The sequence below is a fragment of the Microbacterium sp. SD291 genome (assembly GCF_017355365.1).
Taxonomy (GTDB): domain Bacteria; phylum Actinomycetota; class Actinomycetes; order Actinomycetales; family Microbacteriaceae; genus Microbacterium.
In genome coordinates this window covers 95,671-119,791 of record NZ_JADIJR010000011.1, presented here as the reverse complement: position 1 = coordinate 119,791, position 24,121 = coordinate 95,671, and the positions used below count along the sequence as shown (strand labels likewise).

Below are 24,121 nucleotides of genomic sequence, written 5' to 3'. Positions count from 1 at the left end.
ATCGGTGAGCGCACCCAACGCCCCCACCTGCTCGATCGTTGCATTCACCAGCGCCGCCATGACACCAGTACACCAGGGGCCACGGACATTCCCACCCCAGATCAGCGGCCGAAAACCACCCCGCAGATCACGGGTCGATAACGACTGGATCCTCCCGGAGAACCAGCCACCGTCGACGGGCCGTGCAGTAATTCCACTTACCGCTGTTCGCACCGACGTGAGACGCGCCGGTCACACCGCTGCTACCCATCTTTCGGCTATCTCGCGAGCACGGTCCTCGGGGTCCTGCGCGGGCGGGGCGCAAGCAGTAAGCCCGACAGCGAGAAGACCTACGATTGCGACGTTCGCAGCGTTTCTTGACATGGGCCTCCTGGCTCGGCCGATTCTACGGCCGACAGCGTCCGCCGAATCCAACTGCCGTACACCGAATCCCCCGATACACCCGCGTCGTGCGCGTCGTATCACGGCGACCCTGGGCCGTGTCCGCTTGACTAAGCTCGCCGCGTGCCCCTTGCTGTCTTTGACCTCGACGGAACGCTCGTCGACCAGGCGAGCGCGGCACGGTCGTGGACCGGCGAGTTCGTCGCGCGGTGGAACCTCCCGGCCGAAGCCGCTGACATCGTCGCCGCCGCGCTGACTGAGCGGGTCACGAAGGAAGTGATCTTCGACCGCATTGTCGAAGAGTGGTCCCTGCCGTCGTCCGGAGCCGAGGTATGGGCGGCATATAGAGCTCGCATGCCTCAGCTCGTGAAGTGCTCCCCCGAAGACAAGGTGGCGCTTGCCGAACTGCGATCTGCCGGCTGGGTCGTGGGCATCGCGACCAACGGGACGGCCGACAATCAAGTGGGCAAGATTCGGGCAACCGGACTGGCACCCCTGGTCGACGGATGGGTCATTTCGGGCGAAGCAGGAATCCGCAAGCCGGACCCGCGGATCTTCGATGTCTTGGCGCAGCGTCTCCGTTGTGCGCTCGACGGCTGGATGGTCGGCGACAGCCTCGAGCACGACGTCAAGGGCGGAGTTGCGGCCGGTCTGCAAACAGTGTGGATCGCTGACCGCAACGCGTCCGTCCCGGCCGGGAGCGCACGGTTCGACATTCGTCGATCCAGCGTCGCTGAAGCCGTGGCCGCGATCCTCGCAACCTAGCCGCGAAGACCACGGAGGCGATCGCTGACGGCGTCGGCCGGGTTTCGTGCGACAGTTCAGCCATATTCCTACCGAGATGCGTCCAGGTTCTCCCACACCGAGCGGAGTTCACGCGCATGCTCGCGAAGCGACGCGAGCGGGATGAGATCCGGCCCGTCGGAGATGTCGACGTTGCGTCTGGGGCCATCGTTCGCGTGCTGCGGGAAGACGTGGCAGTGTAGGTGCGGCATCCGATGTCCCATCACCAGATAGTCGATCTTCCGAGGCTCGAAGATCGCAGTGATCGCGCGTCCGGCACGCTGGACGTCCGACCAGAAGGCAGAGAGCTGCTCCGGCTCGAGCTCGACCAGGTCGGTGATGTGCTCTCGGAGGATCACGAGGCTGTAACCGGGATGCGCCTGATTGCGAGCGATCCGCATGTGACTCGTCGCAGTCGAGGCGACGAGAAGGCTGTGGTCGTTCTCTTCAAGATGCATGTCCGCGCACATGCCGCAGTGGCGCTGATCTGCCAGCGCCGCCCACTCGTCGTCCGACCACCACATCGGGCCAGCCTATCCAGGGCAGCACTCAGCAGATCACCCGGGTGAAGGCCTCGAACACGTCAGCCCTCGTAGACGAGCGTTGACCACACGACATCGACGACGCAGAGCCCGTCGTCCGTCTCCCGGTAGAAGACATCGCCGGGAAACTCGTCGCCAGGAGCCACCCCCGGCGGAAGACCCTCCACGTTGATGTTCCACTGCGGATCAAGCGGAACCTGATCCTCCCAGTAGCCGGCGAAGAACTTCTCGGGCTCCCCTGCGGAGCGGCCCTCCCAATCCCCCGCAGCGCCGAGATCCACGTCGGCACCCTCGCAGAGGAGATCGGATGCTCCGCCGGACGCCATGTCCTGAACGAGGTCCTCCGTGGTCTGGATCACCTGTGCGCCGTCGCTCCCCCAGATCAGCGCGTCGACGGAGCATCCGGTCAGACCTGCCGTGCACACGGCCGCGAGTCCGGCAAGAGCGAGCGCACGGAGAGACTTCATCCGATGAGGCTACTCGAGGGCGGCAGCACGTCGACTTCACGACCCGGACCGCGCGCGTTCTGAACCACCGCCGCTCCGGCGAATAGTGTGGGGCCATGCCACAACGCCGATCTCGGGTCGCCCCCTCCGCCGCTCAGACCGAACTCGCCGCCGCGCTGGCGGCGCTGAGGGAGTCGCTCGAGTCGCCCGCCGAATTCCCCGCCGACGCGCTCGCCGAGGCCGAAGCGGCGACCGCCGCTCCGCCCGATCTCGACCTCCGCGATGTGCCGTTCGCCACGCTCGACCCCGCCGGCTCGCGTGACCTCGATCAGGCCTTCCACCTCGAGCGCAGGGGCGACGGCTACACCGTCCGCTACGCGATCGCGGATGTCCCGGCATTCGTGACTCCGGGCGGGGCCGTCGACGCCGAGGCCCGTCGCCGAGGCCAGACACTGTATGCCCCGGACGGCCGCATCCCCCTGCATCCGCCCGTCCTCAGCGAGGACCGCGCGTCGCTGCTCCCCGACGGCGATCGGCCCGCACTGGTGTGGACCTTCGCCCTGGACGCCGCCGGCACCGTCTCCGACTTCCGGCTCGAGCGGGCGCTGATCAGATCGCGCGCGCAGCTCGACTACGTCGCCGTGCAGGCCTCGCTCGATCGCGGCGAGGACGGACCTGTCGCCCTGCTGCCCGAGATCGGCCGGCTTCGCATCGAGCAGGAGCGACTCCGCGGAGGGGCGAGCCTCAACGTTCCCGATGAGGAGGTCGTGCGTGCGCCCGACGGCACGTACGCGATCGTCCGCAGCAGTCCGCTTCCGGTCGAGGACTGGAACGCCCAGCTGTCGCTGATGACCGGAATGGCCGCAGCCTCACTCATGCTCGACGCCGGCGTCGGCATCCTGCGCACGATGCCCGAGCCCGACGCGAAGTCTTTCGAGGCGTTCCGGCACCAGACCGAGGCGCTCGGCCGCCCCTGGACAACCGGCCGCTACGGCGACTACCTTCGCGAACTCGACCGTGCCGATCCGCTGACGCTCCCCGTGCTCGAGGCTGCGGCGACGCTCTTCCGCGGCGCCGGCTACATCGCATTCGACGGCGAGGCGCCGAAGGATGCCGAGCAGGCGGCGATCGCCGCGCCCTATGCGCACACGACCGCTCCCCTGCGCCGGCTGGTCGACCGCTGGTCGCTCGCGATCTGCCTGGCTGTCTCCCGCGGCGAAGAGGTGCCGGCGTGGGCACGCGAATCGCTTCCGCTGCTGCCCGCGCTCATGCAGGAGTCCGGCCAGCGCGCATCCGCTCTCGACCGCGCCACGATCAACTGCGTCGAAGCCGCGCTGCTCACGCCCCTCGTCGGCACCGAGATCGACGCCACGGTGATCGAGCTGCGCGGCGAACGGGCGACCATCCAGATCGCGGAACCGGCCGTGACGGCATCCGCTCCCGTACCGTCCACCGCGGTTCCCGGCGACGTGGTGCGTCTGAGAGTCGTGCGGGCAGACATCGCCCAGGGCGAGGTCGAGTTCGGTGCCTGAGCTCTGAACATGCCCATCTCGTCCTATGTGAAGAGCCTCCGTGCCCGGATCGGCCGCGATCTCCTGCTTCTCCCCGCCGTCACCGCGGTCATCCGCGACGGCGACCGGCTTCTGCTCGCCCGGCAGCACGGGTCGGACATGTGGGGGCTTGTCGGTGGCGGAATCGAGCCGGGCGAGGAGCCGGCGGATGCCGTCGCACGAGAGGTGCTCGAGGAGATCGGCGTTCAGCCGGCGGTCGGCCGGGTGATCGGCGCCTACGGCGGTGAGGATCTCGTGGTCGAGTACGCCAACGGGGATCGGGTCGGCTACACGACGATCGCCTTCGAGTGCGCGCTCCCGCCCGGAGCGCCCATCGAGTTCGTCGACGGCGAACTGGCGGAGGCACGGTGGTTCACCCTCGCCGAGATCGGCTCGCTGCCGCGGCATCCCGGGATCGATCGGATGCTGCGCGACGCTGTCGGCTCCGCGGGAGCGGCTGCGAACGCGAGCCGGCGACACCCCGAGCGCAGCCTTGTCACGCATCCCGATCACGCCGACGCCGACGGTTACTCCGACATCACCGAGCGGTTCATCACCGCCTTCTACCCCGGAGCGACGATCGCAGTCGTCGCCGGCAGCACGGCCCGCGGCGAGCGCACCGTCACGAGCGACATCGATCTCCTGCTGATCGGCGACACTCTCTTCGAAGACGCGGAGACGACGAGCGCGGCGGCGACCCACGCCTTCGACGACGAGATCTTCGAAGTGTTCGCGTACACGCCCTCGGGGTTCACGGAGTGGGCCGAACGGGACGTCTCGAGGCATCGCCCGGTGATCGTGCACATGCTCGTCGAGGGCGCAGCCGTCCTCGACGACGGACGCCTCGATGGGCTCCGCCGGGAATGGCGCGCCGTCCTGGAGGCCGGCCCATTTCTCACCGCGGAGGACTCGGCCTTCCGCCGGTACGTCATCACCGACCTGCTCGACGACCTTCGCGACGCGATCGACCCCCTGGAGCGACGAGCCGTGGCATCCGCTCTGTTCGAGCGCATCGCGGAGCTCATGCTCCTGTCGGATCACCGCTGGATCGCCACCGGAAAATGGCTGCCGCGGCGACTACGCGCGCTGAGCGCGTCGCGCGCGGATCGGCTCGCCACTCCCTTCCTCGAGGACGACTACGACACGTTCGCAGACAGGGTCGAAGCAGAGCTCGAGCGCGCCGGAGGCAGAGTGCAGGCCGGGTTCGTTCGCTGAGAGCGCGGGTCAGTCCGCAGCGATCGCCGTCGTCGTCATGACGAGCAGCTGCGGGTCGTTGAGGTCGAGCGTCACCCTGATCGACGCGAACTCGGCCAGGGAGTGCACATGCGTCCCGCCGCAGAGGATCTTCGCGGTGCCTTCGGGCAGCTCGCAGTGCCAGCTGCGGCGGTCGACTATGGTCGGCCCCTCCGTCACGACCCGGCTCGCAGCAGCCGAGGCGACCCAGGACTCGAGCTGCGCGTTGATCGCGGCCTCTCGGTCCGCGAGCGTCGCCGCGAAGCATTCGGTGTCGAAGCCCGCCTTGCGCAGGCTCTTGCCGAGGCGGTACTCGTCGACGGCGCCGTCCTCATGAATGCGGCTGGACTGGTTCGCCCTGCCCTCGAAGTCGGGATTGCCGAGAGCATCCGTCCCGGGCTCCTTGCGCCACAGGTCGGCCACGGCGAGGTCGAGCGCGAGCGAGGCCAGATGGCAGGCTGTGTGACCACGGCTCAGGCCGGCGCGGCGGGACTCGTCCACGGACAGCGCCACGGGAGCACCCGCGACGAGCCACTCGGGCGCATCGCCGTCGAGCAGGTGCCCGACGAGCCAGACCCACCCCTCAGCGCCGCGCTTGACGGGGATGCCCGTACCCACGGCGAAATCGCCCGCATCGGATGCCGCGGCCATCAGCGCCTCTGTCACACTCACAGCCGATTTGCCGCTCGAGATCGTGCCCGCATCACCGGGCTGATCCGGCCAAGTGTGGTCGACCGGGTGGAACGGGGTCCGATCGACGATCACCACGGTGCCGTCTGCGGACGGCTCGACGCGCAGCACGACACCGTCACCGGTGACGGCGCCGTCGGCGAAGGACACGGTCGTGGACGTGTGCGTCATCGAATGCTGCTCAGACCGTGACGACCTGGGCGGTGCCGAGCGGAGCCTCGGGGCCCATCTCGGCGGCGATGCGGTTCGCCTCTTCGATGAGCGTGGCGACGATGTCCGCCTCGGGGACGGTCTTGATGACCTCGCCCTTGACGAAGATCTGTCCCTTGCCGTTGCCCGACGCGACGCCGAGGTCGGCCTCGCGCGCCTCACCCGGTCCGTTCACGACGCAGCCCATCACGGCGACGCGCAGCGGCACCGTCATGTCCTTGAGACCCTCGGTCACGTCCTCGGCGAGCGTGTAGACGTCGACCTGTGCACGGCCGCAGGAAGGGCACGAGACGATCTCGAGCTTGCGCTCGCGCAGGTTCAGCGACTGCAGGATCTGGTGGCCGACCTTGACCTCCTCGGCGGGCGGCGCCGACAGCGAGACGCGGATCGTGTCTCCGATGCCCTCGCCGAGCAGGATGCCGAAGGCAGTCGCGCTCTTGATGGTCCCCTGGAACGCGGGACCCGCCTCGGTGACGCCGAGGTGCAGCGGCCAGTCGCCCATCTCGGCGAGCTGACGGTACGCCTGGACCATGATCACCGGGTCGTTGTGCTTGACCGAGATCTTGAAGTCGTGGAAGTCGTGCTCCTCGAACAGCGACGCCTCCCAGCGTGCGCTCTCGGCGAGCGCCTCCGGGGTGGCCTTGCCGTACTTCTGCAGCAGCCGCGGGTCGAGAGACCCTGCATTCACGCCGATCCGGAGGGAGACGCCGGCATCCTTGGCGGCCTTGGCGATCTCGCCGACCTGATCGTCGAACTTGCGGATGTTTCCGGGGTTCACGCGCACGGCCGCGCAGCCGGCGTCGATCGCCTGGAACACGTACTTCGGCTGGAAGTGGATGTCGGCGATGACCGGGATCTGGCTCTTCTTCGCGATGATGTGCAGCACATCGGCGTCGTCCTGCGACGGCACCGCGACGCGCACGATCTCGCACCCGGAGGCGGTCAGCTCGGCGATCTGCTGCAGGGTCCCGTTGATGTCGGTCGTCTTCGTCGTCGTCATCGACTGCACGCTGACGGGGGCGTCACCGCCCACGAGCACCTTCCCCACCTTGATCTGGCGGGACTTGCGGCGAGGGGCGAGGACTAGGGGGATCTTCGGCATCCCGAGGTTCACTGCTGGCACGACATAAGACTACGCCGCCCGCATGGACGCGGGCTGGACGTCCGCGTCGGAGCACAGCCGCTTGCGCGGCGTCTTCCGGTGACGTCATCCGCCGGGTCGGGCACCGCCGGTGTGATAGTTTTCACCCCATGCTCGCGAACATCACCTGGTGGCCCGCCTCCTAGGCGGTGTTTTCGCGTTCCCACGAATCCAGACCGCCTCCGGGGCGGTCTTTTCGTGAGCCGAGCCGGAGCCCCGCACAGGAGACATCCATGACCCTCTCACGCCTCGCCGAGCTCGCAGCGGACCGGGACGCGTCGTTCGTCCTCATCGCCAGGGACGGCGCCGACACGGTCGAGCTCCTCACCGGAGACGTCGTCGATGTCGACCTGCTCGCGGACATCCCGCTGACGGTCGACGGCGCCGCCCGCGAGGTGTTCGCGATGGTCCCCTACCGTCAGGTTCGCGAGCGCGGCTTCGTCGCCCAGGACGACGGCGCGCCGCTGCGCTGCGTGATCGTCCACGAGCACCTGCACCTGCCCACACGCGAGTTGCTCGCCGACCTGCCGAAGACGTCGGTCCCGCTCCGCGACCAGGGCTTCGACATCGCCGACGACGAGTACGCGCGGATCGTCGAGACCGTCATCGCCGACGAGATCGGCCGCGGTGAGGGCGCCAACTTCGTCATCCGCCGCGACTTCACCGCGCACATCGACGTCGATGACCGCACTGCAGCCCTCACCTGGTTCCGCGCCCTGCTGACGCATGAGCGCGGCGCGTACTGGACCTTCGCGGTCTTCACCCCCGGCCACATCTCGGTCGGCGCGAGTCCCGAGGCGCACGTCGTCGCACGCGAGGGCGTCGTCACGATGAACCCGATCTCGGGCACCTTCCGCCATCCCGCGGGCGGTGCGACGCGGGAGACGCTCGTGGAGTTCCTCTCCTCGACCAAGGAGACCGAAGAGCTCTTCATGGTCGTCGACGAGGAGCTCAAGATGATGAGCGCGGTCTGCTCAGACGGCGGCCGCATCACGGGCCCGCACCTGAAGGAGATGTCGCGGCTCACGCACACCGAGTACATGCTCCGAGGACGCAGCAGGCTGGACCCGCGGGACATCCTCCGCGAGACGATGTTCGCCCCGACCGTGACCGGCTCACCCATGCAGAACGCCTGCGCGGTGATCCGCCGCCATGAGCGCAAGCCCCGCGGCTACTACTCCGGCGTCGCCGCGCTGTTCACCCCGAACGACGACGGCGGTCACGACCTCGACGCCCCGATCCTCATCCGCACGGTGTACCTGGAGAACGGCACGCTGAGCGTCCCCGTGGGGGCGACCCTGGTCCGCCACTCCGACCCGCACGGCGAGGTCTCCGAGACGCACGGCAAGGCAGCAGGTGTCCTCGGTGCGATCGGCGCGATCGATCGCGACAGCGTCGCCGAGGCCCGCAGCGATGCGGATGCGCCGGGCGAGACCCGTTCGCTCGCCGACGACCCGCTGGTCGCCGAGCTGCTCTCCTCTCGGAACTCCCGCCTGGCCGATTTCTGGCTCAACCCGCAGGGCGACGACTTCACCGGTCCGTTCGCCGGCCGGACGGCCGTCGTCGTCGATGCGGAGGACCGCTTCACCACGATGCTCGCGCACCAGCTGCGCCACCTGGGCCTGGACGTCACCATCGCGCAGTGGAGCGAGGTGCAGGATGCCGACCTCGACGCCGCCGACCTCGTCATCGCAGGCCCCGGCCCCGGCGACCCGCGTGACGGCGCGAACGACCGCATCGCCCGCATGCGCGAGATCGTGGCGCGCCGCCTCGACCAGACGGCGCCGCTCCTCGCGGTGTGCCTCAGCCACCAGATCCTCGCCGACCGGCTCGGCATCGATCTCGCGCCGCTGGACACCCCGCATCAGGGGCTGCAGAAGGCCGTGCCGGTGTTCGGCGAAGACGCGTCGATCGGGTTCTACAACACGTTCACCGCACGCGTGGCACCCGGGACGACGAAGGTCGGCGACGCCGGTGTGTCGGCGGACCCTGCGACGGGTGACGTCTACGCCCTCCGCGGCGAGCGCTTCGCCTCCGTGCAGGGGCACCTTGAGTCGATCCTGTCCCGTGACGGCATCCGCACCCTCGAACGGCTGGTGACCCAGGCTCTCGCCTGATCGCGCTACTGCAGGATGTCGACCGGGTTGAAGAGGTCGGCGACGAGCAGCAGGGCGCCCATGGCGATCAGCAGCACCGCGACGACGACCGTCAGCGGCACGAGCTTCGTCGCGTCGACCGGAGCGGGCGGAGGCCGTCGGAAGACCCTGGCCCAGACCCGCTTGAGGCCGTCCCAGAGCGCGACGACGACGTGACCGCCGTCGAGCGGCAGCAGTGGGATCAGGTTGAAGACGAAGAGGGCGATGTTCAGCGAGCCCAGCAGCCCCAGCAGCACTGAGAACCTGTTCAGGATCGGGGCGTCTGTGGCGGCGACCTCGCCGGCGATCCGCCCGACGCCGACGACGCTCAGCGGGCCGTCGGGGTCGCGCTCTCCGCCGGTCACCAGCGACACGCCGACGTCCCACAGGCGAACCGGCAGGTTGACGATCAGAGATGCCACCCGCCCGACGTTCTCGGCGGCGAATTGCGGTCCCGCACTGAGCGGCTGCTGCACGAAGCCCATCTGAGACCCCATGCCGACGTAACCGACCTTCTTGACGACGGGCTCGCCGTTCTCGTCGAGGGTCGGCTGACCGCTGGCATCCGTGATGGTCCGCTCCGCCTCGATGGGCGTGATCGCGAGCGTCTTGTCGGCGCCGTCGCGGCTGACGACGAGGTCGAGCGTCTCACCGGGAGCGGCCTGCACGATCGCCGTCGCCTCGGCGAACGTCGAGACTGCCTGCCCGTCGATCGAGACCAGGACGTCGCCGGGCCTGATCCCGGCCTCGGCAGCAGGAGAAGCGGGGTCGTCCGCTGCGCACTCCGTGGCGGTGGAGCCGGCGGGCAGCACGCATTCCGTGACCGAGGCGATGGTCGTGGTGCCCTGCTGCACCCCGATGCCGGAGACCAGGACGGTGAAGATCACGACCGCGAGGATGAGGTTCATCAGCGGACCGCCGAGCATGACGACCACCCGCTTCCACACCGGCAGGCGATAGAACACGCGCTCCTCGGCGCCCTCGGCGATCGTCTCGTCGTTGGCCGAGCGGGCATCCTGGATCAGCGAGCGGAACAGCCCCTTCGCCGGCCCGGCGCTCGCAGACGCCGGATACATGCCCGACATCGAGATGAACCCGCCGAGCGGAAGCAGCTTGAAGCCGTACTCGGTCTCGCCGATGCGCCTCGACCACAGCCTCGGGCCGAATCCGATCATGTACTGGCCGACGCGCACGCCGAAGAGCTTGGCGGGGACGAGGTGGCCGATCTCGTGCAGGCCGATCGACAGGCCGAGGCCGATCAGCATGAACACGAGGCCGGCCGCATAGAGCAGTGCTTCCACGTCCCCACGCTAGTGGGCGCAGCCTAGGAATCCGCCGCGCGACGAATCGGGCGCACTCGGCGACACGAATAGAGTGGGACCGTGAACTCCCGGCAGCTGCGACTCGTGCGCGCGGCCTCGGCGTCCTCGGTCGCCACACTGGTGGCTGCCACGTCCCACACGATTGCCGGCGGCGCGGCACCGCATCCGCTGCTGATGCTCGCCATGGCGACCGTCCTGGTGCCGCCGGCGGCCTTTCTGATCGGCGCCCGCGCATCGCGCTCCCGTCTCGCGCTCACCGTGCTCGCGAGCCAGGCGGCCTTCCATCTCGTGTTCCAGGTGCTGGGGTCCCCCACCGGCGGAGCCGTGACCGGTGGGGGCGGCGAGCACGCCCACCACCAGGACCTGACCTCGCTCGGCCCTGTCCTCGCCTCCGCTTCCCCCGACGCCGCGATGCTCACGGGTCACGTGATCGCCGCAGTGCTCACGTCAGCACTGCTCTGGCGCGGCGAGTCCATGGTCCGGATCGTCGCGGGATGGATGCTGGCACTGCTGCGTCACCCCGTGGCGCTGATCCGCCCGGCGCACGAGCGCCCAGCCTCTCTGCTCTGCGACATCCACCCGCTCGTCGACGCCGTCGTCCGCACGACGGTGTCCCGCCGCGGACCTCCTGCGCTCGCCTGATCGCCTCATCGTCTCGGCCCGCCCGTCGAGGCACCCTCTCTTCACCGCGGTCTCCCGCGCGCTTCTTCGCGCGCCCGCAACGAGCCTTCAGGAGTTCCATCATGCGCACCACCCACATCACCACCCGCACGACCGCCCGCCCGTTCGCCAGGATCGCCGCGGGCGTGATCGGCGGCACCGTCATCGGCACCGTGCTGGCCCTCGCCGCGCCCGCCATGGCCGGCGCCCACGTCGGCGTCAGCCCCGATGAACTGACCGCCGGCGACCACGGCGTCCTCACCTTCTCCTTCACGCACGGCTGCGAGGACTCCCCCACGACGGCGCTCCGGGTCACGATCCCCGACGGCCTCGCGTCGGTCGCGCCGACCATGGACGGCGACTGGAGGATCGAGGTCGAGCGCGGCGACGACGGCCTGGTCAGCGCCGTCACCTACACCGCGATCGCGCCGGTGCCGAACGAGCTTCGCGGCGCGGTCAGCATGTCGGTCGGCCTCGATGAGGGCACGCCTGAGACGCTCGCGTTCCCGGTCGTGCAGACGTGCGTCGAGGGCAGCACCGAGTGGACCCAGCTCGCCCAGGACGGCGAGGATCCGCACAGCCTGGATGCGCCGGCACCGGTCGTGAGCGTCGTTCCGGCCGCGGGTGACGGGCACGGCGAGCACGACCAGGCGACCGCGGAGACCGCGGACGCCGTCGCCGCTCCCCCGGCCGATCCGGTCGGCACGATCCTCGGCGCCGGCGGGCTCGTCGCGGGCGTCGCGGCGCTCGTCGTCGCGGTTCTCGCCTACCGCCGCCGCGCCTGAGGGACGGCACGTCCCCTCGCACCCGAGGTCCTCACCTCATGAGGGGACGTGCCGAACCTCGGCTTCGCGCGCGGCCGTGAGATCATGGAGGCGACATGTCGATTGAACAACAACCGAGCCTGCCTCCCGTGCTCCGCCCCGCGAACCCGCCCCGGCGTGAGCTGTCCGAACTCGCCTCCCGATTCGCCCGCGACGTCCGCGGCGACGTCACGGGGATCACGGTCTCGGGGATCACCCTCGCCACCGCCGACCTCCGCGCCGGAGAGGCCTTCGTCGCGATCCATGGCGTGAATCGCCACGGCGCCGAATTCGCGGTCACTGCCGCGGAGAAGGGCGCCGTCGCCATCATCACCGACGAGGCGGGCGCCGTGATCGCCGAACCCGCGGGGCTGCCGGTGCTGGTCGTCGACGACCCGCGCGGCACGCTCGGCGACCTGAGCGCCTGGGTGTACGGCACCGGCGCCGGCGAGTCACTGCCGCTGCTGTTCGCCCCGACGGGCACGAACGGCAAGACCAGCGTGTCGCACCTGCTCGAGGGGATCCTCGACCAGCTCGGCGTCGTCACCGGGCTCTCCTCCACCGCCGAGCGGCACATCGCCGGCGAGGTCATCGTCTCCCGCCTGACCACGCCCGAAGCATCCGAGATGCACGCCCTGCTGGCGCTGATGCGCGAGCGTCAGGTCGAAGCCGTCGCTGTGGAGGTCAGCGCGCAGGCGCTCTCCCGGCACCGCGTCGACGGCATCCTCTTCGACGTCGCCGGATTCACCAACCTCAGCCACGACCACCTCGACGACTACGCCGACATGGCGGAGTACTTCGAGGCGAAGCTGGCCCTGTTCCGGCCGGACCGCGCCAGGCGCAGCGTGATCTGCCTCGACTCGCCGTTCGGCGCGACCGTGGTCGAGCGCGCCGAGATCCCCGTGGTCACGATCGGCACCCCGTCGATCGCCGCAGACCCTGAGACAGCAGCACGCGCCGACTGGGTCGTCGTGATCGACGACGAGCGCGCCGCCGGCACCACCTTCACGATGACCGGCCCTGCCGGAACCCTCACGACCACCGTCCCGGTGATCGGACCGCACATGGCGGCGAACGCGGCGCTCGCGATCGTGATGCTGCTCGAGGGCGGGTACGCGTGGGAGCGCATCGCCGAGGCGCTCCGCCGCGACGGCGGCATCCGCGCCCACCTGCCCGGCCGCACCCAGCTCATCTCGGGAGAGTCCGGACCCGCGGTCTTCGTCGACTTCGGGCACTCCCCCGACGCGTTCGAGAAGACTCTCGCGGCCGTCCGCCGTGTGACGCCCGGCCGCGTGCTGATGCTCTTCGGCGCCGACGGCGACCGCGACGCCAGCAAGCGCTACGACATGGCCCGCACCGCCGTCGAGGGCAGCGACATCCTCGTGGTCACCGATCACCACCCGCGGTTCGAGGACCCGGACTCGATCAGAGCGACTCTGGTCGCAGGCGCACGCAGGGCGCGGCCGGATGCCGAGATCCACGAGTCCTCCCCGCCGGAGACGGCCATCGTGGAGGCCGTCGGCATGGTCGGCGAGGGCGACGCCATCCTCTGGGCGGGCCCCGGGCACCAGGACTATCGCGACATCCGCGGAATGCGGACCCCGTACTCGGCCCGCGAGCTCGCGCGTCGTGCGCTCAAGGCCGCCGGCTGGCCGGTGCCCGACTCACGCTGGCCCGTCCCCTACCCCGACGAGGACTGACTCCACAGCTCGCGAGACTTCACGAATGTCACGTTTTCCCGCTGGAAACGTGACATTCGTGAAGTCTCGCGGGCCGTATCAGGCCGCGGCGATCAGCTGGTCGGCCTTGCGCCGGGCCCAGCCCTCGGCATCCGCGAGCGACTCGACGGTCAGGGCATCCGGCGGCTCGTGCGCGTCGACGACCCGGGAGATCGTGTCGACGATCCCGAGGAACGTCAGCCGTCCCTCGTGGAATGCCTCGACGGCCTGCTCGTTGGCCGCGTTGTAGACGGCCGGGAACGTCGCCCCGGCGCGCCCGACGGCCTTCGCGAGCGCGACAGCCGGGAAGGCTGAGTCGTCCAGCGGCTCGAACGTCCACGAGGACGCCCTGGTCCAGTCCAGCGGCCGGCCGACACCGCCGACGCGGCTCGGCCAGTCCAGGCCGAGCGAGATCGGAAGCCGCATGTCGGGGGGCGAGGCCTGGGCGATGGTGGACCCGTCGATGAACTCGACCATGGAGTGCACGATCGACTGCGGATGCACGACGACCTCGATGTCGTCGTAGTCGACCCCGAACAGCAGATGCGCCTCGATGACCTCGAGCCCCTTGTTGACGAGGGTCGCGGAGTTGGTGGTCACCATCCTGCCCATGTCCCAGGTGGGGTGCGCGAGTGCCTCCTGCGGCGTGACGCTCTCCATCTCGGCACGCGTGCGCCCGCGGAAAGGGCCTCCGGATGCCGTGACGACGAGCCGTCGCACCTCGTCGCCCGTGCCGCTTCGCAGCGCCTGAGCGAGTGCGGAGTGCTCCGAGTCCACCGGGACGATCTGTCCGGGTGCGGATGCCGCGAGCACGAGCTGCCCGCCGACGATGAGCGACTCCTTGTTCGCGAGCGCCAGGGTGCGCCCGGCCTTCAGCGCGGCGAGCGTCGAGCCGAGCCCGATCGACCCTGTGATCGCGTTGAGGACGACGTCGGCGTCGACGTCTCGCACCAGCTGCTCGGCCTCATCGGCGCCGAGGGCCGTGTCCTCCACCTGGAACTGCGCCGCCTGCGCGGCGAGCATCTCGGAGTTCGAGCCCGCGGCGAGGCCGACCAGCTCGAAGCGGCGGGGATTCGCGCGGATGACCTCCAGCGCCTGAGTGCCGATGGAGCCGGTGGAGCCGAGGATGATGACGCGACGCATAGCGTCAGCCTATGACACGTCCTCAGCCCCGCCGGGTCCGGTCAGGTCACTGGGCCGGCTGCTCGAGCGGAGTCGTGGCGAGGATGTCGACCACGAACACCAGGGACTCGCCGACGAGGTCGGCCTCGTTGATCTCGCCCTCGCCGTAGCCGTCCTTCGGCGGCATCACGACGACGACCTGGGAGCCGACCTTCTGGCCCTCCAGTGCGAGCTTGAAGCCGGTGACGACGCTCGTGGTCTGGAACTGCGCCGGCGCGGCGTCGCGACTCCAGCTCGAGTCGAACTCGCTGCCGTCCGACCACTTCACGCCGCGGTACTGCACGGTGACGAGGTCACCCGATGCGACGACGGCTCCGTCGCCCTCCTTGAGAGTTGCGACCTCGGTCTCGGCCGGCGCCTCGCCCTCCGGGATCGTGATGCTCGGCGAGCCGGCGTCATCGAGTTCGACCGCGGGCATCCCCTCGGTCGCGTCGACATCCGAACCCGTCGCGGTGGTCGGCAGGTGCTCGATCGTCTCGACGTAGAGGACGCTCGCGTGCATGCCCTCCTGGGCGGCCGGGAGCGTCAGCACGATGCTGGACCCGACCGGAAGGCACTCGGCCGCGACCGTGAAGACGGTGGACTGCGTGGGGTCGACGATCTGCTGCGGCTGCTGCTGCGGCAGGAGCGCTGCGAGGACGCCGTCCTGTCCGCGCTCGGAGCTGCTGAGCACCTCGTTCGTGGTGGCATCGACCAGCTGGTAGCGCAGCGAGACCAGGTCGCCGGGCAGTACCTCGTCGCCGTCGCCCTCGACGACCACGGAGCGCTCAGCGGCGACCATCTCGGTGCCCTCCGGCACGGTGACCTTGGCGGCGGCGCCGGTGCCGTCGACAGTGACGGCGTCGGAGCCTGCCCCGGACTTCAGATCGGCGAGACACGAGGTCTGCGCGGCATCCGGGCTCGGGGTGCCCGTCGCCTCCGGATCCGCTGAGCCGGAGCATCCGGCCAGGAGAAGGGTCGCTGCGGCGACGGTGGACAGGATGATGAGCGGACGCTTGCGCACGGTGGAACCTCTGGGATCGCGGGCGGGACACCCCATCCTCTCGCATCCGCATCGGTCCTCGCTGGGAGGCGCGGCCCTCGCGCTTCATTCCTGAGACGGCATGGGTCTCGGAGTAGTCTTCTCTGATGACCTCTGAGCAGTCCGTGGAGCCCGAATCTTCGCCCGCTGAGACTGCGAAGCCTCGTCGTGCCGGCTTCACCTACACGCTCGGCCGCAGCCTGATCAGCCCGCTCGCCCGGCTCATCTACCGGCCTCGTATCGAGGGCAGGGAGAACGTGCCTCTCGAGGGCGCCGTGATCTTCGCGAGCAATCATCTGTCCTTCATCGACTCGATCGCGATCCCGGTGGCGGCTCCCCGGCCCGTGCATTTCCTCGCGAAGTCCAGCTACTTCGAAGGCACCGGCGCCCGCGGCTGGCTCAGCAAGACGTTCTTCGAGTCGATCGGCGCCATCCCGGTGCGCCGCGGTGCCGGCCAGGCCGCGCTCGACGCGCTCGATCTGCAGCGACAGCTCCTCGATGACGGACTCGCCGTCGCCCTCTATCCGGAGGGCACCAGATCCACCGACGGCCGCCTGTACAAGGGCCGGACGGGCGTGGCGTTCCTGGCGCTGCAGACCGGTGCGCCGGTCGTGCCGGTCGGCCTGACCGGCACCGACAAGGTCATGCCGGTCGGCGCGAAGGTGCCGACCCTCAAGGAGCGCATCACCGTCCGCTTCGGAGAGCCGCTCGACCTCTCCCCGCACGGACCGGCCACCAGCGGCCGCGCACGTCGTCTCGCCACCGACGAGATCATGGCCGCGATCCACGCTCTCTCCGGGCAGGAGCTCGCGGCCGCCTACAACGAGGCGCCGGCCCAGGGCACGATCGAGAAGATCAGGCAGGCGCTCCCCCACGAGCGCCGCTGACCGTCGCCAGCCGCGTCCGCTGGCCGCTCAGGCCTGCGAGGTCACCGTGGCCGCGTGCCTGACCGGGAAGTTCATCGAGTTCGCGATGAAGCACCACTCGTTCGCCTGCGCGTGCGCGGCCTCCGCGGCTTCGATCATCGACTGCTCGGCGACCACGACCTCAGGGCGGAGCATGACCTCGACGAAGGCTCCTCCGCCTGCGCCGTTCTCGCGCATCATGCCCGATGCCGTGTCGCGGTAGGACACGACGACGACGCCGGCCGTCACGCAGGCGTGCAGGTACGAGAGCAGGTGGCACTCCGACAGCGACGCGAGGAGAAGGTCCTCCGGGTTCCACCTGGACGTGTCACCGCGGAACGGCTTGTCGGAGGAGGCGAGGATCTCGGGCTTGCCCTGCACCTCGAGCGTGACGTCGCGACGGTAGTCGCGGTATCCGCTGGTGCCGGAGCCGGTGTTGCCAGTCCATGTCGAGGTGAGCGCGTAGTGGTGCTCGCCGAGGGCGGCCCTGTGTTCTGCCATGCCGCCAGTCTGCCAGCTGCCTCCGACACCCGGGGCGGCGCCGCGGGGTTGCGACCCGGCGGCGGTATTCTTGGCTGGTGCCGGAGACTCTCACCGTTCAGGATGCTGTCGAACTCGCCATCGTCGAACGCAGCGGCTTCGTCGAGTCCCGCCACGCGGGCGCGGCGGTCGTGCTATCGCCTGACGGCGACGTGATCGCCCGTCATGGCAATGCCGACGCCCTGATTCTGCCGCGGTCCAGCCTCAAGCCGCTCCAGGCCGTCGCGTGCATCACGGCGGGCGCCGCGCTCGACGGGGAGCAGCTCGCGCTGTCGACGGCGAGCCACACCGGCACCGACCGCCATGCGGCGGTCGTGCGCGAGGTGCTCACCGCGGGCGGCCTCACCGAAGACGACCTCGGGTGCCCGCCCGCGTGGCCGAGCGACGCCGCCACGCGCGACGAGATGGTGCGCGAGCACGGCAGCAGGTCCCGCATCCGCATGAACTGCTCCGGCAAGCATGCGGCGATGCTCCGCGCCTGTGTCGCGACCGGCTGGGCGACGGACGGCTACCTCGATCCGTCCCACCCGCTGCAGGCCCACATCCGTGACGTGATCGAGCGTCTCACCGGCGAGAAGGTCGCGCACACGGCGATCGACGGCTGCGGCGCGCCGGTGTACGCGCTGACCCTCACGGGACTCGCCAGGTCGATCCACCGGATCGGGAGCGCGTCCGATCGCTCCCCCTTCGCGCTGCATCGCGTGGCGGGCTCGCTCGTGCGCGCGGTGCGAGAGCATCCGTGGACCATCGAAGGGCCAGGCCGGCCTGACACGATCGCGATCGAGCGGCTGGGCGTCTTCACGAAGGGCGGTGCAGAGGGCGTCATGGTGATGGTCGCGCCCAACGGCACGACCGTGGCCCTGAAGATGCTCGACGGCGCCGCTCGCGCGTCGACGATCGTCGCGGCGACGCTGCTCGCACGCGCCGGAGGTCTGGCCGAAGCCGATGTCGCGGCTCTCGGCGATGCGCTTGCGCTCTCGGTTATGGGCGGAGGACAAGAGGTCGGGGTGATCCGCCCCGGCAGCGGGATCTGACGCTCCGATCCGGGCCGCGCCCGGCCGGTGCAGGAAAGGACGCACGATGAGGATCTCCGTCCCCACCGAGGTGAAGAACAACGAGTACCGCGTCGCGCTCACGCCGTCCGGCGTGCATGATCTGGTCCTCGCCGGTCATGAGGTCTTCGTGCAGTCCGGGGCCGGGGCGGGCTCCTCGATGCCGGATGCCGAGTACGTCGAGGCCGGCGCCATGATGCTGCAGGACGCCGACGAGGTCTGGGATCGCGCCGAGCTGCTGCTCAAGGTGAAGGAGCCGATCGAGAGCGAGTACCGGCATTTCCGGGACGACCTGGTGCTGTTCACGTACCTGCATCTCGCGGCCGATCGCGCGCTCACCGAGAGTCTGCAGGGCGCGGGGGTGACGGCGATCGCGTACGAGACGGTGCAGCTCGCGTCCGGCGGCCTCCCGCTGCTGGCGCCGATGAGCGAAGTGGCCGGACGTCTGGCGCCGCTGGTCGGTGCGCACACGCTCATGCGATCGCAGGGCGGCCTCGGTCTGCTGATGTCGGGGGTTCCCGGAACGCGGCCGGCGACCGTGACGGTGATCGGCGGCGGCGTCGCCGGCGCGAACGCCGCGGTCATCGCGAGCGGGATGGGCGCCGACGTCACGATCTTCGACACGAACATCGCACGGCTCCGGCTGCTCGACGATCATTTCGCCGGCCGCGTGAAGACCGGCGCCTCCAATCCCCTCGACCTGCGCAGGGCCGTGATCGGCTCGGATCTGGTGATCGGCTCGGTGCTGATCCCGGGGGCGCGGGCACCGAAGCTCGTGACGAGCGACACGGTCGCCCTGATGCGGCCGGGCAGCGTCCTGGTGGACATCGCGGTGGACCAGGGCGGATGCTTCGAGGACACGCATCCGACCACCCACGACGACCCGACGTTCCCAGTGCACGACACCGTGTTCTACTGCGTGGCGAACATGCCCGGAGCAGTGCCGAACACCTCGACCTCGGCACTGACCAACGCCACGCTCCCGTACGCGCGCCAGATCGCCGCTCACGGCTGGCGGGCCGCGCTCCGGGCGGATGCCGCACTGGCGGCCGGGCTCAACGTGGCAGCCGGCGGCATCGTGAACGAGGGTGTGGCGACCGCGCACGGCATGACCCGCACGCCGATCGACGAGGTCCTCTGACCCTTCGGGACGCCTCCTCACCATTTCGCGGGAGCGGCTCGAACCGGCGCGAGGGCGGGCACGACCACCCGCCGAGGACCGTCTGCGCCGCTCAGCGACCAGGCGCGCCCGGCATGAGCACGGGCGAACGGCGGCAGCTCGCGCACCCCTGCCAGCTGCCGGAGATCCGAGGGGCTCTCCGCACGGATCAGGATCTCCCCCTCGCCGCGCACCCGCTGCCACAGGTTCCAGTTGCGCTGCCACGTCTCGGCCTCGCCGACGAGGATGCGGGGACGCGACGGGTCCGCCGGCTCGGACGACGCGAGGAGCACCTGGCGATCCGGGTAGGCGTCCGCGAGCCGGTGCACGACGTCGAGCGCGCCGGACGTGACGACCGCGGTGAGGAGACTGCGCGGCACCCAGCTCGCGTCCTCGCGGGCGTCGGGGGCGACGCGGTCCATGCCGTCCCCGGTGCCCGCATCCTCCGCGACCCAGGCCAGCTGCACCTCGCGATCACCGATCCTGCCCCGGCCAGGCGGGCGGTCCCGCTCGAACCCGGCTGACTCGCCACCGGCGGCGAGGTGCTCCACCCGGCTCGGCATCCGCAGCAGCACGCGACGCGGCAGCGCGTCGAGGATCCTGCCGACGAGGCCGGAGGACCGCGAGGCCGTGAGCACGAACGTGGAGCCCGCCGCGCCCCGCAGGATCTGCTCCCACCGCTGCGCCAGGTGCTGGGCATGCTCGACGGGGAGGTCGGCGAGCTGCGCATCCAGGTCGTCGCAGAGTACGAGAGACGGCGCCGCGCCCTGCTCGGAGAGCGCGATCACCGCATCCCACGCGCGCTCGAGGTCTCGGGGGATCACGAGCGCATCCGGATGCTGAGCACTCAGCGCGCGAAGGGCCGACGTCCTCCCCGAACCGGGAGCGCCGAGCAGCGCGAGTCCCCGGTCGCGGCCCGGGCGCAGCAGCTCCAGAGGCTGCCGCTGGTGCTCCGGATCGTCGGCGAGACCGACCAGGATGCTCCCGTGCGGGACCTCGTCGATGACCTCGTCGAGCGTCAGCAGCGCGGGCAGGGCTGGCAGCCAGGGGCTCTGCGGCACGTCGGCCTGCGCCCAGCGGATACCGGCGGACCTCAGATCGGCGGCGCCGGTGAGGGCCACACGCGCCGCCACGGGCTCCGCATCCTGCGGACGGCGCACGAAGGCGAGCCCGCGCGAGGCGGTGCCGCCGGGGAGCTCGGCGGCGGCATCCGTGCCCAGCACCAGGCGGCTGTCGGCCGCCTCCGCCACGCGGAGGCTCAGCCGGAGCGGACAGTTCGCGGCCAGGGCCTCCCTGATGACGCCCGAGGCGCGCTGCGTCCCGATGATCAGGTGCATTCCGAGCGCGCGCCCGCGGGCGGCGATGTCCGTGAAGACGACGGCGAGGTCGGAGTGCTCCTGGATGAGCGCCGCGAACTCGTCGACCACGATCACGAGCCGCGGCATCCCGATGTCCCCGACGTCGCGCACACCCGCTGCGGCGAGGGCCGCCTCGCGCCGTCGGAGCTCCGCGGTGAGGCTCGACACCCCGCGACGTGCCGCGGTCTCGTCGAGGTCGGTGATCACGGCCGCGACCTGCGGCAGTGCGCGCAACGGCTCGAAGGCGGTGCCGCCCTTGAAGTCGGCCAGCACGAAGGTCACCCGGTCCGGCCCGTGCTCGGATGCGATGGCCGTCACCCACGACACGAGCAGCTCGCTCTTGCCCGTCCCTGTGGTGCCGGTCACGATCGCGTGGGGGCCGTCCTCCACGATGTCGACCACGACATCCCCTCGTTCGCCACGGCCGATCGCCGCGGGCAGACCGCCGGCCGACGCGCGCTGGCCCAGCTCGCTCAGCGAGACCAGATCGGGGAGCACGTCGAGCTCCTCCCCGTTCGCCGTGCGCTCCGCCGCGATCGCCGAAGCCTGCGCGAGGGAGACGCACTCGGCCGCGATCTCGATGATGCCCCGTGGTGTGCGCAGGGAGGCACGGCGGGGCTCTACGACGTCGATCACCGTGGTGACGCCCTCCGGCACATCGTCGCCGCCCCCTACCGCCCAGATGACGGCGTCGGCGTCCGGTCGGGTGTCGCCGGTCGCGGCGACGCCGATGCGGAAGGGGCCGCGACGACGTGTCTTCGCGTGCGGGAAGCCTGCGAGGCCCCAGTCGTCGAGGCGCTCACCCACCATCGCGACCTGCGCGGCGCCGAAGCGCAGGCAGAGCTGGACGACGAGAGCGCGGGCCATGGCCTCCACGATAACGGCGGATCCGCGCAGGCACACTCCTCCGCCGATCGGCACGCTCACCGGTGCGTCGTCGAGGCTGCTGCAGCGGTCCTGGAAGCCCCTCGCGCGCTCCCCCTCCGCACCAGTCGAGCGGATGCCGCTCGGCACCGAGCCCCGGCCGACGACCAGCTCGGTTCCGGCATCCGGGCGGTCGACTCCGCGCAACGGCGGCTGCGCGAGGCAGGATGCCGCGTCAGGCTGCCGGTGCCATCGGCTCTCGCGCTCCTCGTCCAGCCGCGTGACGAGCTCGGCCTCGACCCTGGCCCAGGCACCCTCGTTCTCCGCGTGGGCGGTCCTGCGCGCTCTGCGTCGCGAGCGGGCGGCGTCGATCAGCGACGCGAAGATCATCAGCGGCCCCAGTACGGCGAAGCAGAGGGCGAAGATCGATCCGGTCACGAGCCACAGCACGACGCCCGCAGCGACCGGCACGAGCGCCGCCATGAACGGCACCGGAGGGCGTCGCACGGGCGCGGGGTCGGCGGGAACGACGATCGACGGGGATTCCATGTCGATCATTCGACCCCATGGAGCCCGCTCGCGGAGGGCCTTCCACAGGCTTGGGCGCGCTATTCGGCCGGGGGGCCGGATGTGGAGGACGAGTCGTCCTCCACCTGCACCACGACGACCGTCACGTTGTCGCGGCCGCCGTTCTCCAGGGCCGCGACCAGCATGGCATCGACGGCGGCGGCAGGCTCGGCATGCTCGCGGAGGAAATGCTGGATGCCGTAGTCGGTGAGTTCCTTCGTGAGCCCGTCGGAGCAGATCACGAAACGATCGCCCGCGCGGATGTCGAGCGTCACATAGTCGGGCGCCGTCAGCTCGCTCGCACCCACGGCCCGGGTGATGACGTTGCTGTAGGGGTGGCCCTCGGCCTCCTCCGGACTGATCTTGCCCGCCGCGATCAGCTCCTGCACGACGGAGTGATCGGTCGTGACCTGCACGAGGCGCTCGTCCCTGAGGAGATAGACCCGGGAGTCGCCGATGTTCAGCGTCACCCAGTGCGGCCCGTTCTCGTCGAACTCCAGGAACACGCCGGTCAGCGTCGTCCCCGTGCCCTCGTCCGTCGCCTCCGGATGATCGGCGATGTCCCGGACCGCGGCTTCGAGCGCGGCCTCGATCGCCTCGCGCTGCACCTTCTCCTCCGCCACGAGCGCGCTGAGATGGTGCACGGTGCTCCGGCTGGCGATCTCGCCGCCCGCATGACCGCCCATGCCGTCGGCGACGATGAAGAGAGGGTACTCGGCGAAGAAGGCGTCCTGGTTCGCCTCCCTGCGGCGTCCGACATCGGTCACCCCCGCCCAGGACAGCACCAGCTGCCGCTGCGCAACAGTGACGTCGTGCGTCTTCGTCGTCGTCTCAGCCACGTGCTGCCTCCGAATTGCCTGCGGCGATTCGGGGGGCCTCAGGATACACACACATCGTAGTGGACTCCGTTCCGTTCACCTTCGCGCTCCCGGGCATGCCCACAACGTTACTGCCCTCGGAGCCGGCGAGAGCCCGACACCGCACAGAGCCCGACACCACACCGGGCCCGGCACGCACAGAGCCCCCGACCGAGGTCGAGGGCTCTGTGTCAGACGATCACGCAGGCGGCTGCGTGGGGTCGGCGGGCGGTGCCGGCGGGGCGGTCGGCGGAGCCGGCGGCGTGGCGGGAGGAGCCGGCGGTGCCGGCGGGGTGGCCGGCGGAACCGGGGCACCGGTCGACGGAGGGGCGTAGCCCGGCTGCGCGGGCGGAGCGTAACCCGGCTGAGCGGGCGGAGCGTAACCCGGCTGAGCCGGCGGAGCGTAACCCGGCTGAGCAGGCGGGGCGTAGCCCTGCGGGGCAGGCGGTGCGTAGCCCTGCGGCGCGGCGCCGTATCCGGGGCCTGCTGCGGCGCGAGGCTGCGCCGGGACACCCTCCCACACGGTGTTGTCGGCGAGGAAGCCGTTGCCCGCCCACGGGGCCGGCGGGATGTTCGGGTTCCAGCGCGACTTGTCGAACGCGTTGATGCCGAGCCAGACGATGCCGAGCAGCACCCAGAGGACGACCCAGACGGCATCCTTCTGCAGCTTGAGGCCGATGCGCCATGCCGCCATCGCCATCACGACCGCGAGCGCGATGCCGGTGAGGAAGTTCAGGTACGGGATGAATGAGAGGCCCATCCCGATGAGCATCACCCACGGCGACACGTCACCGAGCTTGGCGAAGATGAGGTAGTTGTAGACGGGGACCCAGGCGCGCCACTTGCCCTGGACGCCGGCCTTCTCGAAGATCTTCATCAGGAAGAGCGCGACGAGAACGTACCCCACGATCGCGAAAAGAAAACCGAAGACCGTCAGAAGCGCGAGTGCGGCGTAAGCGCCGGTGTCATCGTAGTTGGGCATGATCCCCTCCGGATCCGAAT

Annotated in this window: 21 protein-coding genes; 10 read left to right on the top strand and 11 right to left on the bottom strand. The window is 70.3% G+C overall.

The genetic code is table 11. The features are described 5' to 3' along the window. The first annotated feature begins 504 nt into the window (after positions 1 to 504). Complete coding sequence (locus tag IPV10_RS08650) at positions 505 to 1,146, top strand: HAD family hydrolase (RefSeq protein ID WP_207482797.1); 642 nt, start codon at positions 505 to 507, stop codon at positions 1,144 to 1,146. A gap of 68 nt (positions 1,147 to 1,214) precedes the next feature. On the opposite strand, the gene IPV10_RS08645 is transcribed toward IPV10_RS08650, so the two are convergent. Both IPV10_RS08645 and IPV10_RS08640 read right to left on the bottom strand, forming a co-directional pair. Continuing rightward, positions 1,215 to 1,688, bottom strand: a complete 474-nt coding sequence (locus IPV10_RS08645; protein ID WP_207482795.1) for an HIT family protein — start codon at positions 1,686 to 1,688, stop codon at positions 1,215 to 1,217. Positions 1,689 to 1,747: 59 nt separating this feature from the next. Beyond that, entirely contained in the window at positions 1,748 to 2,173 is a 426-nt protein-coding gene (locus IPV10_RS08640) for a hypothetical protein (protein ID WP_207482793.1), read from the bottom strand. Positions 2,174 to 2,268: 95 nt separating this feature from the next. Here IPV10_RS08640 and IPV10_RS08635 point away from each other — a divergent pair, with 95 nt between their 5' ends. Both IPV10_RS08635 and IPV10_RS08630 read left to right on the top strand, forming a co-directional pair. Then, the gene (locus IPV10_RS08635; RefSeq protein WP_207482791.1) at positions 2,269 to 3,684 is read left to right on the top strand and encodes an RNB domain-containing ribonuclease; all 1,416 of its coding nucleotides are present in this window, start codon (positions 2,269 to 2,271) and stop codon (positions 3,682 to 3,684) included. Between the two features lie 9 nt (positions 3,685 to 3,693). After that, on the top strand, positions 3,694 to 4,917 hold the full coding sequence (locus IPV10_RS08630; protein WP_207482789.1) for an NUDIX domain-containing protein: 1,224 nt from the start codon (positions 3,694 to 3,696) through the stop codon (positions 4,915 to 4,917). 9 nt (positions 4,918 to 4,926) lie between these two features. Here the strand turns inward: IPV10_RS08630 and IPV10_RS08625 are convergent, their stop codons facing one another. Then, a complete protein-coding gene (locus IPV10_RS08625) occupies positions 4,927 to 5,796 on the bottom strand; it encodes a hypothetical protein (protein ID WP_207482787.1) in 870 nt (289 codons plus the stop codon). 10 nt (positions 5,797 to 5,806) lie between these two features. Next, entirely contained in the window at positions 5,807 to 6,937 is a 1,131-nt protein-coding gene (ispG, locus tag IPV10_RS08620; protein ID WP_207482811.1) for a flavodoxin-dependent (E)-4-hydroxy-3-methylbut-2-enyl-diphosphate synthase, read from the bottom strand. Positions 6,938 to 7,209: 272 nt separating this feature from the next. On the opposite strand from ispG, the gene IPV10_RS08615 reads away from it, so the two are divergent. Next, the gene (locus tag IPV10_RS08615; protein WP_207482785.1) at positions 7,210 to 9,093 is read left to right on the top strand and encodes a chorismate-binding protein; all 1,884 of its coding nucleotides are present in this window, start codon (positions 7,210 to 7,212) and stop codon (positions 9,091 to 9,093) included. Positions 9,094 to 9,098: 5 nt separating this feature from the next. Here IPV10_RS08615 and IPV10_RS08610 read toward each other — a convergent pair whose 3' ends face one another. After that, the gene (locus IPV10_RS08610) at positions 9,099 to 10,412 is read right to left on the bottom strand and encodes a site-2 protease family protein (protein WP_307861090.1); all 1,314 of its coding nucleotides are present in this window, start codon (positions 10,410 to 10,412) and stop codon (positions 9,099 to 9,101) included. Positions 10,413 to 10,493: 81 nt separating this feature from the next. Here IPV10_RS08610 and IPV10_RS08605 point away from each other — a divergent pair, with 81 nt between their 5' ends. From IPV10_RS08605 to IPV10_RS08595, 3 genes are all read left to right on the top strand, one after another. After that, on the top strand, positions 10,494 to 11,075 hold the full coding sequence (locus IPV10_RS08605; RefSeq protein WP_207482783.1) for a hypothetical protein: 582 nt from the start codon (positions 10,494 to 10,496) through the stop codon (positions 11,073 to 11,075). Between the two features lie 101 nt (positions 11,076 to 11,176). Beyond that, on the top strand, positions 11,177 to 11,878 hold the full coding sequence (locus IPV10_RS08600) for a YcnI family protein (protein ID WP_207482781.1): 702 nt from the start codon (positions 11,177 to 11,179) through the stop codon (positions 11,876 to 11,878). A 95-nt stretch (positions 11,879 to 11,973) separates the two neighbouring features. Then, a complete protein-coding gene (locus IPV10_RS08595; protein ID WP_207482779.1) occupies positions 11,974 to 13,596 on the top strand; it encodes a Mur ligase family protein in 1,623 nt (540 codons plus the stop codon). 78 nt (positions 13,597 to 13,674) lie between these two features. Here IPV10_RS08595 and dxr read toward each other — a convergent pair whose 3' ends face one another. After that, a complete protein-coding gene (gene dxr, locus IPV10_RS08590; RefSeq protein WP_207482777.1) occupies positions 13,675 to 14,757 on the bottom strand; it encodes a 1-deoxy-D-xylulose-5-phosphate reductoisomerase in 1,083 nt (360 codons plus the stop codon). Between the two features lie 46 nt (positions 14,758 to 14,803). Next, the gene (locus IPV10_RS08585) at positions 14,804 to 15,799 is read right to left on the bottom strand and encodes an FKBP-type peptidyl-prolyl cis-trans isomerase (RefSeq protein ID WP_207482775.1); all 996 of its coding nucleotides are present in this window, start codon (positions 15,797 to 15,799) and stop codon (positions 14,804 to 14,806) included. Positions 15,800 to 15,924: 125 nt separating this feature from the next. On the opposite strand from IPV10_RS08585, the gene IPV10_RS08580 reads away from it, so the two are divergent. Then, on the top strand, positions 15,925 to 16,704 hold the full coding sequence (locus IPV10_RS08580; protein ID WP_207482773.1) for a 1-acyl-sn-glycerol-3-phosphate acyltransferase: 780 nt from the start codon (positions 15,925 to 15,927) through the stop codon (positions 16,702 to 16,704). Between the two features lie 27 nt (positions 16,705 to 16,731). On the opposite strand, the gene IPV10_RS08575 is transcribed toward IPV10_RS08580, so the two are convergent. Next, on the bottom strand, positions 16,732 to 17,223 hold the full coding sequence (locus IPV10_RS08575; RefSeq protein WP_207482771.1) for an OsmC family protein: 492 nt from the start codon (positions 17,221 to 17,223) through the stop codon (positions 16,732 to 16,734). Between the two features lie 77 nt (positions 17,224 to 17,300). On the opposite strand from IPV10_RS08575, the gene IPV10_RS08570 reads away from it, so the two are divergent. Together IPV10_RS08570 and ald are read left to right on the top strand one after the other, a co-directional pair. Further along, positions 17,301 to 18,296 carry an asparaginase gene (locus IPV10_RS08570; protein WP_207482769.1) on the top strand — a complete coding sequence of 332 codons (996 nt, stop codon included), beginning with the start codon at positions 17,301 to 17,303 and terminating at the stop codon, positions 18,294 to 18,296. A 46-nt stretch (positions 18,297 to 18,342) separates the two neighbouring features. Next, complete coding sequence (gene ald, locus IPV10_RS08565) at positions 18,343 to 19,455, top strand: alanine dehydrogenase (protein ID WP_207482767.1); 1,113 nt, start codon at positions 18,343 to 18,345, stop codon at positions 19,453 to 19,455. A gap of 17 nt (positions 19,456 to 19,472) precedes the next feature. Here ald and IPV10_RS08560 read toward each other — a convergent pair whose 3' ends face one another. The 3 genes from IPV10_RS08560 to IPV10_RS08550 form a co-directional block, all read right to left on the bottom strand. After that, a complete protein-coding gene (locus tag IPV10_RS08560) occupies positions 19,473 to 22,244 on the bottom strand; it encodes an FtsK/SpoIIIE domain-containing protein (protein WP_207482765.1) in 2,772 nt (923 codons plus the stop codon). A 59-nt stretch (positions 22,245 to 22,303) separates the two neighbouring features. Beyond that, positions 22,304 to 23,101 carry a PP2C family serine/threonine-protein phosphatase gene (locus tag IPV10_RS08555; protein ID WP_207482763.1) on the bottom strand — a complete coding sequence of 266 codons (798 nt, stop codon included), beginning with the start codon at positions 23,099 to 23,101 and terminating at the stop codon, positions 22,304 to 22,306. A 217-nt stretch (positions 23,102 to 23,318) separates the two neighbouring features. Beyond that, positions 23,319 to 24,101, bottom strand: a complete 783-nt coding sequence (locus tag IPV10_RS08550; protein ID WP_207482761.1) for a large exoprotein — start codon at positions 24,099 to 24,101, stop codon at positions 23,319 to 23,321. Positions 24,102 to 24,121: the final 20 nt, after the last annotated feature.